This window comes from Microbacterium sp. (assembly GCF_047606685.1).
In the GTDB taxonomy this organism is placed as follows: domain Bacteria; phylum Actinomycetota; class Actinomycetes; order Actinomycetales; family Microbacteriaceae; genus Microbacterium.
Map to the genome: position 1 here is coordinate 1 of NZ_JASGEC010000023.1, position 15,308 is coordinate 15,308.

The window sequence follows — 15,308 nt, forward strand, 5'->3', positions numbered from 1 at the left end:
GCGTCGCCGCGGACCGACGCCGCCTGCACGTGGCCGCGCGACGCGCCGAGCGCGTGCGCCGCGAGCAGTTCCGCGTCCACCGCCGGGTCGGGCACGCCCGCGCGCGCCAACTGCTCGACAGCGTCGTCGAGCGCGGCGCGGAGGGTCGAGGCAGCCATGGGCGCCTCAACCTTACCCGCGGCGGGTGTGCTGCCGCGCCTCGAGTCGTTCGCCAACATGTCGACGGGCGACACATTCGACGCGGGCGCCCACCCGCTCCCCTAGGCTGGATCGGCGACCCGACACCTCCCCGAAAGGCATTCCATGGCCGGCATCCACTCCGACATCACTTCCGCGTTCGGCAACACCCCGCTCGTGCGGCTCAACCGGGTGACGGAGGGAGCCGAGGCGACGGTGCTCGCCAAGCTCGAGTTCTACAACCCGGGCTCGAGCGTCAAAGACCGTATCGGCGTTGCGATCCTGGATGCCGCGGAGCAGTCCGGCGAGCTCGCCCCGGGCGGCACGATCGTCGAGGCCACGAGCGGCAACACCGGAATCGCCCTGTCTCTGGCGGGCGCTGCCCGCGGGTACAAGGTCATCCTCACGATGCCCTCGTCGATGTCGATCGAGCGCCGCATCCTGCTCAAGGCGTTCGGCGCCCAGCTCGTGCTCACCGACCCGGCCGGGGGCATGAAGGCCGCCGTCGCAGAGGCCGAGCGCATCGCCGCGGAGACCCCCGGCGCGATCCTCGCCCACCAGTTCGAGAACGCGGCCAACCCGGCCATCCACCGCAAGACCACGGCCGAGGAGATCTGGCGCGACACCGACGGGCAGGTCGACATCCTGGTCGCCGGCATCGGCACGGGCGGAACCATCACCGGCGTCGGCCAGGTGCTCAAGCAGCGCAACCCGGATGCCACGGTGGTCGCCGTCGAGCCCGCGGCCTCGCCGCTGCTGTCCACAGGCACACCCGGCCCCGCGAAGATCCAGGGGATCGGCCCGAACTTCGTTCCCCCGATCCTCGACACCGATGTGTTCGACGAGGTCGTGACCGTCGAGTTCGACGACGCGCTGTCGACCTCGCGCGCTCTCGCGGCCGGCGAGGGCATCCTGGTCGGCATCTCCAGCGGAGCCGCCGCGTGGGCCGCGCTCGAGGTCGCGAAGCGCCCCGAGAACGCCGGCAAGACGATCGTCGTCATCCTTCCCGACACGGGCGAGCGGTATCTCACCACGGCGCTCTTCGAGGACCTGCGCGAGGACTGACATGGCGTTGTGGGCGCGCTTGCGCGAGGACCTCGCGACCGCGAAGCTGCGGGATCCCGCCGCGCGCGGCAGCCTCGAGATCGCGTTGCTCTACCCGGGGCTGCACGCGATCTGGGCGCACCGGCTGTGGAACGCGCTCTGGCGGCGCGGCTTCCGCTTTGCCGCCCGCGCGGGCTCGCAAGCCACGCGCTGGCTGACCGGCATCGAGATCCACCCCGGCGCCCGGATCGGCCGGCGCTTCTTCATCGACCACGGCATGGGCGTCGTCATCGGCGAGACCGCCGAGGTCGGCGACGACGTGATGCTGTACCACGGGGTGACCCTCGGCGGGCGCACGCGCGACGGCGGGAAGCGGCATCCCACCCTCGAGGACGGCGTCGCCGTCGGCGCCGGCGCCAAGCTGCTCGGCCCGATCGTCGTCGGGGCGCGCGCCACCGTCGGCGCGAACGCCGTCGTCACGAAGGACGCGCCGCCCGACTCGGTCGTGGTCGGCGTGCCGGCGAAACCGCGGTCGCGGCGGCCGGGAGAGGACACCCGGGCGGTGCTCGCCGCTCCCGAGTACCACATCTGACGCGGCGGCACCGCCAGACCCACCATCCGCGCCGAAACCCACCCGCCGCGCCCAGGCCCGGCTCGGCACAGCGGGTCTCGCGCGTCACGGCGGGTCTCGCGCGTCACAGCGGGTTCACGCCGCGGCGCGGCTCTGCGTCACGCCCCGGGCTCAGCGCTTGTCGGCGCGGTGCTCCTCGATCTCCTTCTTGACGAAGAGCATCGGCAGCAGCACGGTTGCCAGCGCGGTGACGATCCACACGATCACGGGGGCGGCCAGCCACGTCCACAACGGCTCGCCGATCGACAGCCCCACGCCGGGAATGAGCGCGACGACCACGAGCGCGGCGAACGACGACACGATTCCGATGCCGCCGACCAGGACCGGAGCGTTGCGCTGCGCGACGCTGGACATCCACGGCGTCAGCACGCTCTGCAGCACGGCGAAGACGACGATGGCGAGGATGAACCCGAGCGGACTGCGCCAGTCGAGGTGGAAGCCGGGCAGCATGAGGCTCGCCACCACGAGCCCGATCGCCGCCGAGCCCAGGAAGATCAGCGCGCGCACGAAGAACATGACCATGCCGAGAGGGTAGCGCCGTCGCGGGATGCCGCCGCGGCGGCGCGCTGCCCTTCGACAGGCTCAGGGACCGGACAGGCTCAGGGACCGGACAGGCTCAGGGACCGGACAGGCTCAGGGACCGGACAGGCTCAAGCCTCCGCGCCGAGGGCGGCTAGGCGCGCCTCCTCGTCGGCGGCGATCGCCGACTCGATGAGCGGGCCGAGGGCGCCGTCCATCACCTGGTCGAGGTTGTAGGCCTTGTAGCCCGTGCGGTGGTCGGCGATGCGGTTCTCGGGGAAGTTGTACGTGCGGATGCGCTCGGAGCGGTCCATGCCGCGGATCTGCGAGCGGCGGGCGTCGGATGCCGCGGCATCCCGCTCCTCCTGCTGCTTGGCGAGCAGGCGCGCGCGGAGCACTCTCATCCCGGCCTCGCGGTTCTGCAGCTGCGACTTCTCGTTCTGCATCGACACGACGATCCCGGTGGGCAGGTGGGTGATGCGCACGGCGGAGTCGGTCGTGTTCACCGACTGGCCGCCGGGTCCCGACGAGCGGTAGACGTCGATCTTGAGGTCTGCCTGGTCGATCTGGATCTCCTCGGGCTCGTCCACCTCGGGAAAGACCAGCACGCCGGTCGTCGAGGTGTGGATGCGCCCTTGCGACTCGGTGGCGGGCACGCGCTGCACGCGGTGCACGCCGCCCTCGTACTTCAAGTGCGCCCACACGCCCTGCGCGGGGTCGGCGCCCGAGCCCTTGATCGCGACCTGCACGTCCTTGTAGCCGCCGAGGTCCGACTCGTTGCGCTCCAGCAGCTCGGTCTTCCACCCCTTCGACGCGGCGAACTGCAGGTACATCCGCAAGAGATCGGCGGCGAACAGCGCCGACTCCGCTCCGCCTTCGCCCTGCTTGATCTCCATGATCACGTCGCGCGCGTCATCCGGGTCGCGCGGGATGAGCAGGCGCCGCAGCCGCTCCTGCGCGTCGGCCAGCCGCGCCTGAAGCTCGGGCACCTCCGCCGCGAACGCGTCATCCTCCTTCGCGAGCTCGCGAGCGGCCTCGAGGTCGTCGGATGCCGCGCTCCACGCGCCGTGGGCGGCGACGATCTTCGACAACTCCGCGTAGCGCCGGTTCACACGCTTGGCGCGGGCCGCGTCGGCGTGCACGGCCGGGTCGGAGAGCTCCTCCTGGACGGCCTTGTGCTCGTCGATCAACGCCTGGACGGACTCGAACACGATGCGAACCGGCGAGGGTCAGCGGATGCTGTTGTCGTGCCCGTGCGAGTGGCCGCCGGCCGTTCCGGCGGCGGGCGCGGGAATCGACTTCTGCATCTGGACGAGGAACTCGACGTTGGACTGCGTCTCCTTGAGCTTGCCGAGCACGACCTCGAGCGCCTGCTGCGGGTCGAGGCCGGCGAGCGCGCGGCGCAGCTTCCACGTGATCTTGACCTCGTCGGGAGACAGGAGCATCTCCTCGCGACGCGTCGACGACGCGTTGACGTCGACCGCCGGGAAGATGCGCTTGTCGGCCAGCTGGCGGTTCAGGCGCAGCTCGCTGTTGCCGGTGCCCTTGAACTCCTCGAAGATCACCTCGTCCATCTTCGAGCCGGTCTCCACGAGCGCGGTCGCGAGGATCGTGAGCGATCCGCCGTTCTCGATGTTGCGCGCGGCGCCGAAGAAGCGCTTGGGCGGGTAGAGGGCGGACGCGTCCACCCCGCCGGTGAGCACCCGGCCCGACGTCGGGGCGGAGATGTTGTAGGCGCGGCCGAGGCGCGTGATCGAGTCGAGCAGCACGACGACGTCGCGGCCGAGCTCGACGAGGCGCTTCGCGCGCTCGATCGCGAGCTCGGCGACGGTCGTGTGGTCTTCGGCGGGCCGGTCGAAGGTCGACGCGATGACCTCGCCCTTGACCGTGCGCTGCATGTCGGTGACCTCTTCGGGCCGCTCGTCGACGAGCACGACCATGAGGTGCACCTCGGGGTTGTTGGTCGCGATCGCGTTCGCGATCTGCTGCAGCACGATCGTCTTCCCGGCCTTCGGCGGCGCGACGATGAGCCCGCGCTGGCCCTTGCCGATCGGTGCGACGAGATCGATGATCCGCTGCGTCAGCTTCTCCGGCGCGGTCTCCAGGCGCAAGCGCTCCTGCGGGTAGAGCGGCGTGAGCTTGCCGAACTCGACACGGCTGGCGGCGTCGTCGACCGACAGGCCGTTGACCGAGTCGACCTTCACGAGGGCGTTGTACTTCTGGCGGCTGGACTGCTCGTTCTCGCGCGGCTGCTTGATCGCGCCCACGATCGCGTCGCCCTTGCGGAGGTTGTGCTTTTTGACCTGGCCGAGGCTCACGTACACGTCGCTGGGCCCGGGCAGGTAGCCGGTCGTGCGCACGAACGCGTAGTTGTCGAGCACGTCCAGGATGCCGGCGATCGGGATCAGGATGTCGTCCTCGCCGAACTCGCTCTCGAACTCGTCGCCCGAGCCGCTCTGGCCGCGGCGCTTGTTGCGCTGGCGGTTGCGCCCGCCGCCCTGCGGGGCCTCGTCGTCGTCGCCCTGGCCCTGCGGGCTGTTCTGGCCCTGGCCGTTCTGGTTCTGCTGGCCGTTCTGGCCCTGGCCGTTCTGATTGCGGTTGCGGTTGCGGTTGCGGTTGCGGTTGCGCCGGCCCGACGACGGCTGCTCGCCTTCGGCGGCCTTGTCGGCGGATGCCTCGTCCTCGCCGGGCTGGTCGGAGCTGGATGCCTCGCCTTCGGCGGCCTGGTCTGCGGACGACTCTCCGGCGTCGGCATCGCCGACCTCTGCGGCCACCTCGTCGGCGGCGGCGCTCTCCGCTCCGTCGGCGGGCTCTGCCGCGTCACCCTCGGTCGAAGCCTCGGCAGAAGCCTCGCCCTCGCCGTCGGCGGCGAGCGCGGCCAGCACGCGCTCGGCGGTCTCCGGCGTCACGGCAGAGGCCGGGCTCGCCGTCGGCGAGCCGAGCTCGGCCAGCTTGTCGAGCACGGTGCGCGAGTCGACGCCCGCCTCGGCCGCCAGCTCGTGCACGCGGCGACGGCGGCCGGCGGGCTTCTTCCTGCTCTTCCGGGCCGGCTCGGCCGCCGGCTCCTCGGCGGCGGGCTGCTCGGCCGCGTTGTCAGCGGCCGCCGGCTCCTCGGCGACGGGGGCCGGCTCGGACGCGTCGAGCGCGTGGTCGGCCTCGACGGGCGCGAAATCGGACTGGACCTCGGAGATGGACTCCACGAGTTCTCCCTTGTAGACGTGTGTTGTCCTGCACCCGGCGCACGACACGGTGCGCCGCACCCCGCGCAGACTCGACCGGTGGCCGGGGTGCGTGCGGGGAGTTGTGCAGGGTTCGCAGATTGCGACGGAGGCCAGATTCACAGGCCGCGAAGCGGCTACGTGGAACCCTCCGTTGACTCCCTCACTGTACCACCCTTGACGTCGACGGCCAGCATCAGCGCCTCCCACGGCACGTCCGCGGCGGCCGTGGCGACCTCCACCGCATCCAGTCGCGCGCCCGGCCCGTCGGCCAGGACGAGCACGCTGGGGCCGGCGCCGGAGACGACCGCGGCGAACCCCTTCGCGCGCAACGCGCGCACGAGAGTGCTCGTGTGCGGCATGGCCTCGGCGCGGTAGTCCTGGTGCAGACGGTCTTCGGTCGCCGCCAGCAGCAGCTCGGGGCTCTGCGTGAGCGCGGCGACCAGCAGCGCCGACCGCGAAACGTTGAACACGGCATCCTCGCGCGGCACATGCTGCGGCTGCAGGCTGCGCGCGACCTGCGTAGACATCGTGAACTCCGGCACGAACACGAGCGGCGACACGCCGCGGTTGACCAGGAGCTTCTTGTGGGCCGGGCCGTGCTCGGTGGTCCACGCGATCGTCAGCCCGCCGAACAGGGCGGGAGCGACATTGTCGGGGTGCCCCTCCAACTCGGTCGCCAAGCGCAGCAGGTCGTCGTCGGAGAACTGCCGACGGCCTTCGAGCAACCCCTTCGCGGCGAGGACGCCGGCCACCACCGCCGCTCCCGACGAGCCCATGCCGCGGCCGTGCGGAATCACATTGCGCGCGCGCAGCCGCAGCCCGGGCATCGGCTCGCCGACAGACGCGTAGGTGTGCGCGATCGCCCGCACCACGAGGTGCGATGCGTCTCGCGGCACCTCGTCGGCGCCCGCTCCGCAGACCTCGATCTCCAGGCGGTCGTCGGCGAGCGCGGTCACCGTCAGCTCGTCGTACACCGACAGCGCGAGGCCCAGCGTGTCGAACCCGGGCCCGAGGTTCGCGCTCGTCGCGGGCACTCGCACCGCGACAGAGCGCCCTTCGACAGGCTCAGGGACCGCTTCGACAGGCTCAGGGACCGCTTCGACAGGCCCAGGCGCCGGCGAGGATGTCATCCGTGCTCCAACGGCTTCAAGTCCAGCACCGAGGCGACCTCGGTGGTCGACGCGTCCACCACGGTGGGGGCGACCTCGGTCCCGTCCGCGTTGCGCAGCGCCCACTGCGGGTCTTTCAGCCCGTGGCCGGTGACCGTCAAGACGACCCGCGCCCCGGCGGGCACCGCTCCCGCCTCCGCCCTCTCGAGAAGGCCCGCGACGCTGATCGCCGACGCCGGCTCGACGAAGACGCCGACCTCGCCCGCCAAGATCTTCTGCGCCGCCAGGATCGCCTCGTCCTCAATCGCGCCGAAGTACCCGCCGGTCGCGTCGCGCGCCTCCAGGGCGAGCTCCCACGACGCCGGGTTGCCGATGCGGATGGCCGACGCCACCGTCTCGGGGGCCTTGACCACTTCGCCACGCACGATCGGCGCCGACCCGGCGGCCTGGAAGCCAAGCATGCGGGGCACGCGGGTGGACGCGCCGCGGGCCGCCTCCTCCCGGTAGCCGCGCGAGTAGGCGGTGTAGTTGCCGGCGTTGCCGACGGGGATGAAGTGCAGGTCGGGCGCGTCGCCGAGCACCTCGACGATCTCGTACGCGGCGGTCTTCTGCCCCTCGATGCGATCAGGATTGACCGAGTTGACGAGGTGCACCGGGTAGTGGGCCGCCAGTTCCCGCGCAATCTCGAGGCAGTCGTCGAAGTTGCCGCGGACCTGGATGAGCCGTCCGTTGTGCGCCACGGCCTGGCTGAGCTTGCCCATCGCGATCTTGCCCTCGGGCACGAGCACCGCGGCGGTGATGCCCGCGTGCGCCGCATAGGCGGCAGCCGATGCCGACGTGTTGCCGGTCGAGGCGCAGATGACCGCCTTCGCCCCGTGCTCCACCGCCCGCGACAGGGCGACCGTCATCCCCCTGTCCTTGAACGAGCCGGTCGGGTTCATCCCCTCGAACTTCACCCAGACCTCGGCTCCCGTGCGCCGCGACAACGCGGGGGCGGGAATGAGCGGCGTGCCGCCCTCCCCCAGCGTGACGACGGTCGACTCGTCGGTCACCCCCAGCCGGTCGGCGTATTCGCGCATCACTCCGCGCCACAGATGTGCCATGTCACTCTCCTTCCACTCGCAGGACCGACACCACGCGCTCCACGACGCCGCTGGCGGCGATGCGGTCCACGGTCTCGGACAGGTCCTGCTCCAGTGCTTTGTGCGTTCCGATGACGAGGAGGGCGGTGGCGGCGTCCTCGCCGCTGACCGTCTGCTCGACTGTGGCGATCGAGACGCGCCCTTCGCTGAGGATGCCGGCGACCTTCGCCAGCACGCCGGGGCGGTCTTCCACCTCGAGGGTGATCTGGTAGCGCGTCACGACGCGGCCGACCGGCGCGACCGCGAGGCCTGCGCGCGTGGACTCCCCCACGCCGACGCCGCCGGCGATGTGCCGGCGCGCGGCGGAGACGACGTCGCCGAGCACGGCCGACGCGGTCTGCACGCCGCCGGCGCCGGCGCCGTAGAACATGAGGTCGCCGGCTGCCTCCGCCTCGACGAAGACCGCGTTGTTCGCGCCGTGCACGCTCGCCAGCGGATGGGCGCGGCTGACCAGCGCCGGGTAGACGCGCACCGAGATCGACTCGGCCTCGGTGTCGGGGTCGACGAGCCGCTCGCACACCGCGAGCAGTTTGATCACGTAGCCCGCGCGGCGCGCGGCGTCCATAATGCCCTTGTCGATGCTCGTGATGCCCTCGCGGTGCACCGCGTCCAGCGGGACCGTGGTGTGGAAGGCGAGGCTCGCGAGGATCGCGGCCTTCTGCGCGGCGTCGTAGCCCTCGACATCCGCCGTCGGGTCGGCCTCGGCGTAGCCGAGCCGCTGCGCGTCGGCGAGCACCTCGGCGAAGCCGGCGCCCTCGGTGTCCATGCGGTCGAGGATGTAGTTGGTGGTGCCGTTGACGATGCCCATGATGCGGCGCACGCGGTCGCCGGCGAGCGAGTCGCGCAGCGGGCGGATGATCGGGATGGCGCCTGCCGCCGCCGCCTCGTAGTAGACCTGCGCGCCGACCTGGTCTGCGGCCTCGAAGATCTCGGCGCCGTGAGTGGCCAGCAGCGCCTTGTTCGCGGTCACCACGTCGGCGCCGGAGTTGATCGCCTGCAGCAGGTGCGAGCGGGCAGGCTCGATGCCGCCCATCAACTCGATGACGATGTCAGAGCCGACGATGAGCGTCTCGGCGTCGGTCGTGAACAGGTCCTTGGGCAGGTCGGCCTCGCGCGGCGCGTCGAGGTCGCGCACCGCGATTCCGGCGAGGTCGAGCGCCGCGCCCGCGCGGTCGGCGAGCTCGTCGCCGTGGCGCAGCAGCAGCGCGGCGACTTGGGAGCCCACGGACCCCGCCCCCAGCAGCGCCACTCGCAGGCGCCGGTACTCCACTGTCATCCCTCTCCCTCGGTCGGCGATCCGGTGTCGATGCCCGCATCGCGGGCGAGCAGGTCGGCGATCGTCTCGCGCCGCACGATCGCCCGCGCCGCGCCGTCGCGCACGGCGACCACGGGCGGCCGCGGCACGAAGTTGTAGTCGCTGGCCAGCGAGAAGCAGTACGCGCCCGTGGCCGGCACGGCCAGCAGGTCGCCGGGCGCCACGTCGCCGGGCAAGTACTCCGCGTCCACGACGATATCGCCCGACTCGCAGTGCTTGCCGACGACGCGAGCGAGCGCCGGTTCCGCGTCGCTCGTGCGCGACGCGAGGCGCGCCGAGTAGTCCGCCCCGTACAGCGCGTGGCGGGGGTTGTCGCCCATGCCGCCATCGACGCTCACGTACACGCGCGTCTGCTCGTCCGACGCCGCGACGGGCTTGACCGTTCCGACCTCGTACAGTGTGACGCCCGCCGGCCCGACGATGACGCGGCCGGGTTCGAAGGCGAGCTCGGGCAGCGGGATGCCGCGGACCTCGCACTCTTGCGCTGCCGCGTCGACGATCTCGTCGGCGAGCTGCTCGATCGGAGCGGGGTCGTCGCCGACCGTGTGGGCGATGCCGAATCCGCCGCCAAGGTTGAGCACCGCCAGCTCGCCATCGGCGCTGAGCTGGGCGTGCAGCTCGACCATGCGCGCGGCCGACTCGCGAAAGCCCGACGAGCCGAAGATCTGCGACCCGATGTGCGCGTGCAGGCCGACCAGCTCCAGGCCCGGCAGCTCGCGCGCGCGGGCGGCGGCCTCGGGCGCCTCGGCGAGCGCGAAGCCGAACTTCTGGTCCTCGTGGGCGGTGGCCAAGAACTCGTGCGTCTCGGCGTGCACGCCGCTGGACACGCGCAGCAGCACCGGCTGGCGGACGCCCCGCCGGTCGGCGATGGCCGAGAGCCGTTCCAGCTCGATGCGGCTGTCGACGACCACCGAGCCGACGCCGGCGGCGACGGCCGCCTCGAGCTCGGCGACCGACTTGTTGTTGCCGTGGAAGCCGATCCGCTCCGGGTCGGCGTCGGCGGCGAGCGCGACGGCGAGCTCGCCGCCGCTGCACACGTCGATGCCCAAGCCCTCCTGTGTCACCCAGCGCACGATCTCCGCGCACAAGAACGCCTTGCCCGCGTAGTAGACGCGCGCACGCCCGGCGTGGCGGGCCGTCGCCGCGGAGAAGGCCCCGAGAACGCGGCGGGCGCGGGCGCGCACCTCGCTCTCGTCGAGCACGTACACGGGTGTGCCGAACCGCTCGCGCAGCTCGGCGGCGGACACGCCGCCGAGCGTGAGCACGCCGTCGGCGTCGCGGCCGGCGGCCGCCGGCCACACGCCGGCGGCGAGGGCGTTCGCGTCGGCCGGAACGCCCAGCCACGACGGCGCGAGAGAGCCTGATGAGGCGGCGACGGACATTCCAGGAAGTCTACGCAATCCGTGAGGCGCCTACTCGCAGGTGCCCTTCTCCTGCAGCTCGCTGTCGTTGAGCATGCCCCCGGAGACGTCGAAGGACGCGACGAGCCGGTCGCCGGCCACGTGCACGTCGGCGAGGGTGACGCCCTTCGGCAGGCGGGAGGCGATGCACACGCTCCAGTCGCCGAGCAGCCCGCTCACGGTGCGGCCGAACCGCTCGCGCAGGTCGTCGGCGGCCACCTCCGAATCGCCGAGGCGGAACGAGCTGGGGGTGAGCACGAGGTCGCCGTCGGCGGCGCCCGGGGTCAGCGCGATGCCCACGGTGAAGTCGTGGCCGAGCACCGTCAGCGTGTGGTCGACCGTGACATCCGGCGCGGCCAGGCCAAGGCTGTCGGCCGGGAAGCCGTCCACCGTGCTCATCAGCGCGCGCAGCTGGTCCTGATCGAGGGCGATCGTTGCCTCGCCCGACGTGAACGGCCCGCGATCGCGCACCGGCAGGCCGACGACGTGCAGCGAGATGTCGCCCGCGAGTGTCGCGTCCTCGCTCAGCGTCGCGATCACGGCATCCTTCGTCGTCACCCGCACGTCGTCGATTCTGCCCGTGATCAGCTGGAACAGCACCGAGCCCTGCAGCGTGACCTCGATCGGGTGCGCGGGCGGCGCCTCCAGCTGCGCGGAGACCAACCCGCGCACGGTGTTGGTCGTGACATCGCGCGCGAGCCACTCGGCGACCGCGTAGGCGCCGCCGGCCAGCAGCACGATGACGACGAGGCCGACAATCCACCGCACCGGATGGCGCTTCGTCGGCGCGGTGGGCAGCCGCAGCTCCCAGCGGTAGCCGGGAGCGGGGTCGGGGAGGGAGGAGACCACGACAGCCGCCTACATGCGCTCCGGCGCGGAGACGCCGAGCAGGCCGAGTCCGTTGCGCAAGACCTGTCCGGTCGCGTCGTTCAGCCACAAACGCGTGCGGTGCAGGTCGGTGACCGGCTCGTCGCCGAGCGGGATGACCCGGCAGTTGTCGTACCAGCGGTGGTAGAGCCCGGCGAGCTCCTCGAGGTACCGGGCAACGCGATGCGGCTCGCGCACCTCGGCGGCGAACGCGACGACGCGCGGGAACTCCTGCAGCGCGCCGAGCAGCGCCGACTCGGTCGCGTGGTCGAGCAGCTCGGGGGCGAACGCGCTGCGCTCGACACCCGCTGCGGCAGCGTTGCGGGCCACGTTGTGGGTGCGCGCGTGGGCGTACTGCACGTAGAAGACCGGGTTGTCGTTGGTCCGCCTCTGCAGCACGTCGAGGTCGATGTCGAGGTTGGAGTCGGTGGAGCTGCGGGCCAGCGCGTAGCGCGCGGCATCCGTCCCCACGATCTCGACGAGGTCTTCCAGCGTGACCACCGTGCCCGCCCTCTTGGACATGCGCACCGGCTGCCCGTCTTTGACGAGGTTGACCATCTGGCCGATGAGGATCTGCAGGTTGACGCCGGGCTCGTCGCCGAACGCGGCGCACATCGCCATCAGCCGCCGGACGTAGCCGTGGTGGTCGGCGCCGAGCATGATGATGCAGCGGTTGAAGCCGCGCTCGCGCTTGTCGAGGTAGTACGCGAGGTCGCCGGAGATGTAGGCGGGCTTGCCGTCCGACTTGACGACGACGCGGTCTTTGTCGTCGCCGAACGCGGTCGAGCGCAGCCACGTCGCGCCGTCCGCCTCGAAGATGTGCCCGAGCTCGCGCAGCCGCTCCACGGCGCGCTCGACGGCGCCGGAGGCGTGCACGTCGTTCTCGTGGAAGTAGACGTCGAAGTCGACGCCGAAATCGTGCAGGCTCCGCTTGATCTCGTCGAACATGAACCCGACGCCCAGTTCGCGGAAGGCCTCTTGCTTCGCGTCGGGGTCGAGCGCGTCGAGGTCGCCGTCGTAGGCGAGCGCGACACGGCGGGCGATGTCGTGGATGTAGTCGCCGCCGTAGCCGTCCTCCGGCGTCGGCCGGCCCTCGTGCGCGGCGACCAGGCTGCGCGCGAACCGGTCGATCTGCGCGCCGTGGTCGTTGAAGTAGTACTCGCGCGCGACGCGGGCGCCCTGGCTGGCGAGGATGCGGGCGAGCGAGTCGCCGACGGCCGCCCAGCGCGTTCCGCCGAGGTGGATCGGCCCGGTCGGGTTGGCGGAGACGAACTCGAGGTTGATGACCTCGCCGTCAAGGGCCGTGCTCGTGCCGAACGCGTCTCCCGCGTCGACGATGGCCTTGGCCAGGGCGCCGGCGGCCGCCGCGTCGAGGCGGATGTTGATGAAGCCGGGGCCGGCGACCTCGACGCTCGCGATCCCCGGCGTGCTCTGCAGCCGCTCGGCGATCGCGGCGGCGAGCTCGCGCGGGTTCGCCCCGACGCGGCCGGAGAGCTTGAGCGCGGCGTTGGACGCCCAGTCGCCGTGGTCGCGGTTCTTGGGGCGCTCCAGGGGCAGATCGGATGCCGTGAGCCCCGCGGCCGAGCCTGGACGCCGCGCCTCCGCCAGGGGCGTCACGACGGCAAGCAGTGCGGCGGAGAGGGCGGCGGGGTCCATAGCCTGTCCAGTCTACGTTCGCGCTCGGCGCCATCCCCCCTGCCGCGCCGGGTCGCCCCGCGCCCGCTGTCGGTGACACTCCACCCGACCGCCGAGACCGTGGGTGGCCACCGCGGTCTCGGCCGCCCTATGGAGTCTCAGCGGTCAGGCGAGCTGGACGAGAGCGGCGGGGTCGTCGGCGGAGGGCGCGGGCGGAGGGGTGTCGACGACGCGCGCGTCCACGCGCAGCGACTGCAGGCCGACCTGCGCGCCGTGGTAGCTGAGGAACGCGCAGTCCGCGGCATCCCTCCCCGTCGCGATGCGCACGAGCGACGCACGGTGGGCGAGCCGCGTCGCGTCGACGACGTACCACGACCCGTCCAGCCACGCTTCGGCCACGGCGTGGAAGTCCATCGGCTCCAGCCCCGGCGCGTAGCACGCGGCGTAGCGGGCCGGCACGTCCATCGCGCGCAGCAGCGCGATCACCACGTGCGCGTAGTCGCGGCACACGCCCTGGCCGGTCATGAGCGTGGTCGCCGCGCTGTCGGTGCCGTGTGAGAGCCCGGGCGTGTACGTGATGCTCGTCGCGGCGAACTCGCCCACGGCCGTGACCAGCTCGTGGCCGTCGAGCCCGCGGAACTGGCGCCGCGCCTGGCCGAACACCTCGTCGGACGGGCAGTAGCGGCTGGGCCGCAGGTAGGTGATGGCCTCGAGGTCGCTCGTGCGCGTCGCGCCCGCCCGGCCGCGCACCGAGGCGTCGTAGCGCACTTCGAGCGGGCCCGCCTCGGCGGTGAGCCGGTGCAGGCGGGTGCCGGACTGGTCGACGATCTCGGTCGCGGTGTACTGCCGGTCGCCCCGCGTGAAGGTCAGCCGCTCCCCCGAAAGCGGCGCGGATTGCGCCACCGCGACGCAGAACACGAGGTCGGCGGATGCGGCGACCTCGAGGTCGATCGCGGCGGACACAACGCGTTGCACCGGGCAATCCTAAGCGGTGCCCTGGCGCCGCGGCCGGTGCGCGCAGCGGTGATAACCTCGATCGGTACGCCTCCGTAGCTCAGGGGATAGAGCGTTGGTTTCCGGTACCAAAGGTCGCACGTTCGATTCGTGTCGGGGGCACAGTGCAGAGGGGCCGTCCCGCAAGGGGCGGCCCCTCGCCCATTCGTCGGGTCCCGTTGGCAGACTGAGCGGAGGAAATGTGCCGAGGGGAGGATGCCTGAGGCCGATTCCGCCCTCCGCTCGGCCCGTTTCCTGCGCTCACGCTCCGCTAGCGTGGGGAGCATGTCGTACGCCGAGGCTCCGCTCCTGCGCAACGAGTTCGTCGAGCTGCAGCCGCTGGCGCCCGCCCATCGCGCCGATCTCGCCGGCGCCGTCGGCGACCTGTGGCGCACGTGGTACACACCCATCCCGTCACCCGAGGCCATGGCGGCCGAGATCGACAGCCGGCTCGCGAAACAGGCCCGCGGCGAGATCGCCGCGTGGGCAATTGTCGACGCGGCCACGGGCCGGGCGGTCGGGATGACGACCTACCTCAACCTCGATCCCGACAACCGCCGCCTGGAGATCGGGTCGACGTGGCTCGGCCGCGCGGCGCAGGGCACCGCGGTCAACCCGGCCGCGAAGCTGCTGCTGCTCGAGCGCGCGTTCGACAAGCTCGGGTGCATCGCCGTGGAGTTTCGCACGCACTGGCACAACCACCAGTCCCGGGCCGCGGTCGCGCGGCTCGGCGCGAAGCAGGACGGCGTGCTGCGCAACCACAAGGTCTTCGAGAACGGCACGGTGCGCGACACCGTTGTGTTCTCGATCCTCGACAGCGAGTGGCCGACCGTCCGCGTCGGACTCGTCGAGCGGCTTGCGGCGAAGACGCGCGCCGCCTCCTGAACCTTCGCACCGCGCGAAGCGCTCACGAAGAACGCCCCCAGAGCCGAAGCTCCGGGGGCGTTCATCATGCGATCTGCGGTTTCTGTATCCGTCTCTTGCGAGTCTTCCGTTTCCGTTTTCCCTTCGCATTCACGAATTTACTCGCCGTCGCGAGCGCGTCAAGGCTTCGCGTCAAAGTCACTTCGATGTCATGTTGAAGGTGAACTTTTGACGGCGTGCGGCCGAGCCATCCTGCCCTCCGCCGAGACCCGCCTTCCGCCCCGAGGCCCGCCAAACGCGGCGAGACCCACGTCGCGCGCGCGGGTCTCGCCGCCGAAAGCGAGTCTCGCTGCAGCAGACGGGTCTCGCCGCCGAAAGCGGGTCTCGGCGC

13 protein-coding genes, 1 tRNA gene and 1 pseudogene are annotated in these 15,308 nt (G+C 71.8%); 4 read left to right on the forward strand and 11 right to left on the reverse strand.

Features of this window, described 5'->3' with window-relative positions; translation table 11 throughout:
* Nucleotides 1-218 (reverse strand): annotated as a pseudogene (locus QM611_RS02705) (hypothetical protein); the annotation flags it as partial.
* Between the two features lie 85 nt (nt 219-303).
* Between QM611_RS02705 and cysK the strand changes: the two are divergent.
* A complete protein-coding gene (cysK, locus tag QM611_RS02710; RefSeq protein ID WP_415078363.1) occupies nt 304-1,242 on the forward strand; it encodes a cysteine synthase A in 939 nt (312 codons plus the stop codon).
* 1 nt (nt 1,243) lies between these two features.
* Nucleotides 1,244-1,813, forward strand: coding sequence for a serine O-acetyltransferase EpsC (gene epsC, locus QM611_RS02715; RefSeq protein WP_415078364.1), 570 nt, complete (start codon nt 1,244-1,246; stop codon nt 1,811-1,813).
* Between the two features lie 150 nt (nt 1,814-1,963).
* On the opposite strand, the gene QM611_RS02720 is transcribed toward epsC, so the two are convergent.
* The 10 genes from QM611_RS02720 to QM611_RS02765 form a co-directional block, all read right to left on the reverse strand.
* Nucleotides 1,964-2,374, reverse strand: coding sequence for a hypothetical protein (locus QM611_RS02720; RefSeq protein ID WP_415078365.1), 411 nt, complete (start codon nt 2,372-2,374; stop codon nt 1,964-1,966).
* A gap of 128 nt (nt 2,375-2,502) precedes the next feature.
* The gene (gene prfA, locus QM611_RS02725) at nt 2,503-3,582 is read right to left on the reverse strand and encodes a peptide chain release factor 1 (RefSeq protein WP_415078366.1); all 1,080 of its coding nucleotides are present in this window, start codon (nt 3,580-3,582) and stop codon (nt 2,503-2,505) included.
* Nucleotides 3,583-3,600: 18 nt separating this feature from the next.
* Nucleotides 3,601-5,571 carry a transcription termination factor Rho gene (rho, locus tag QM611_RS02730; protein ID WP_415078367.1) on the reverse strand — a complete coding sequence of 657 codons (1,971 nt, stop codon included), beginning with the start codon at nt 5,569-5,571 and terminating at the stop codon, nt 3,601-3,603.
* 155 nt (nt 5,572-5,726) lie between these two features.
* Nucleotides 5,727-6,722 (reverse strand): homoserine kinase, encoded by a 996-nt coding sequence (gene thrB, locus QM611_RS02735; protein WP_415078368.1) that lies wholly within the window; start codon nt 6,720-6,722, stop codon nt 5,727-5,729.
* On the reverse strand, nt 6,719-7,804 hold the full coding sequence (gene thrC, locus QM611_RS02740; protein WP_415078369.1) for a threonine synthase: 1,086 nt from the start codon (nt 7,802-7,804) through the stop codon (nt 6,719-6,721). Before thrC ends, thrB begins: the two co-directional genes overlap by 4 nt.
* Before the next feature lies 1 nt (nt 7,805).
* Complete coding sequence (locus tag QM611_RS02745; protein WP_415078370.1) at nt 7,806-9,119, reverse strand: homoserine dehydrogenase; 1,314 nt, start codon at nt 9,117-9,119, stop codon at nt 7,806-7,808.
* Nucleotides 9,116-10,540: a diaminopimelate decarboxylase gene (gene lysA / locus QM611_RS02750; protein ID WP_415078371.1), complete on the reverse strand. Its 1,425-nt coding sequence runs from the start codon at nt 10,538-10,540 to the stop codon at nt 9,116-9,118. Before lysA ends, QM611_RS02745 begins: the two co-directional genes overlap by 4 nt.
* Before the next feature lie 30 nt (nt 10,541-10,570).
* Nucleotides 10,571-11,407 carry a DUF2993 domain-containing protein gene (locus QM611_RS02755; protein ID WP_415078372.1) on the reverse strand — a complete coding sequence of 279 codons (837 nt, stop codon included), beginning with the start codon at nt 11,405-11,407 and terminating at the stop codon, nt 10,571-10,573.
* Nucleotides 11,408-11,416: 9 nt separating this feature from the next.
* Complete coding sequence (argS, locus tag QM611_RS02760; RefSeq protein ID WP_415078373.1) at nt 11,417-13,081, reverse strand: arginine--tRNA ligase; 1,665 nt, start codon at nt 13,079-13,081, stop codon at nt 11,417-11,419.
* A 144-nt stretch (nt 13,082-13,225) separates the two neighbouring features.
* A complete protein-coding gene (locus tag QM611_RS02765) occupies nt 13,226-14,035 on the reverse strand; it encodes a transglutaminase-like domain-containing protein (RefSeq protein WP_415078374.1) in 810 nt (269 codons plus the stop codon).
* A gap of 68 nt (nt 14,036-14,103) precedes the next feature.
* Between QM611_RS02765 and QM611_RS02770 the strand changes: the two genes are divergently transcribed.
* Together QM611_RS02770 and QM611_RS02775 are read left to right on the forward strand one after the other, a co-directional pair.
* Nucleotides 14,104-14,176, forward strand: a tRNA-Arg gene (locus tag QM611_RS02770).
* Between the two features lie 162 nt (nt 14,177-14,338).
* Complete coding sequence (locus tag QM611_RS02775) at nt 14,339-14,938, forward strand: GNAT family N-acetyltransferase (RefSeq protein WP_415078375.1); 600 nt, start codon at nt 14,339-14,341, stop codon at nt 14,936-14,938.
* The last annotated feature ends 370 nt before the right edge of the window (nt 14,939-15,308 follow it).

Excerpts from the sequence above, each read along its gene's own strand:
- argS (WP_415078373.1), bottom strand. The coding sequence starts at position 13,081 with ATGGACCCCGCCGCCCTCTCCGCCGCACTGCTTGCCGTCGTGACGCCC.
- QM611_RS02720 (WP_415078365.1), bottom strand. The coding sequence starts at position 2,374 with ATGGTCATGTTCTTCGTGCGCGCGCTGATCTTCCTGGGCTCGGCGGCG.
- epsC (WP_415078364.1), top strand. The coding sequence starts at position 1,244 with ATGGCGTTGTGGGCGCGCTTGCGCGAGGACCTCGCGACCGCGAAGCTG.
- QM611_RS02775 (WP_415078375.1), top strand. The coding sequence starts at position 14,339 with ATGTCGTACGCCGAGGCTCCGCTCCTGCGCAACGAGTTCGTCGAGCTG.
- QM611_RS02745 (WP_415078370.1), bottom strand. The coding sequence starts at position 9,119 with ATGACAGTGGAGTACCGGCGCCTGCGAGTGGCGCTGCTGGGGGCGGGG.
- lysA (WP_415078371.1), bottom strand. The coding sequence starts at position 10,540 with ATGTCCGTCGCCGCCTCATCAGGCTCTCTCGCGCCGTCGTGGCTGGGC.
- thrC (WP_415078369.1), bottom strand. The coding sequence starts at position 7,804 with ATGGCACATCTGTGGCGCGGAGTGATGCGCGAATACGCCGACCGGCTG.
- cysK (WP_415078363.1), top strand. The coding sequence starts at position 304 with ATGGCCGGCATCCACTCCGACATCACTTCCGCGTTCGGCAACACCCCG.
- thrB (WP_415078368.1), bottom strand. The coding sequence starts at position 6,722 with ATGACATCCTCGCCGGCGCCTGGGCCTGTCGAAGCGGTCCCTGAGCCT.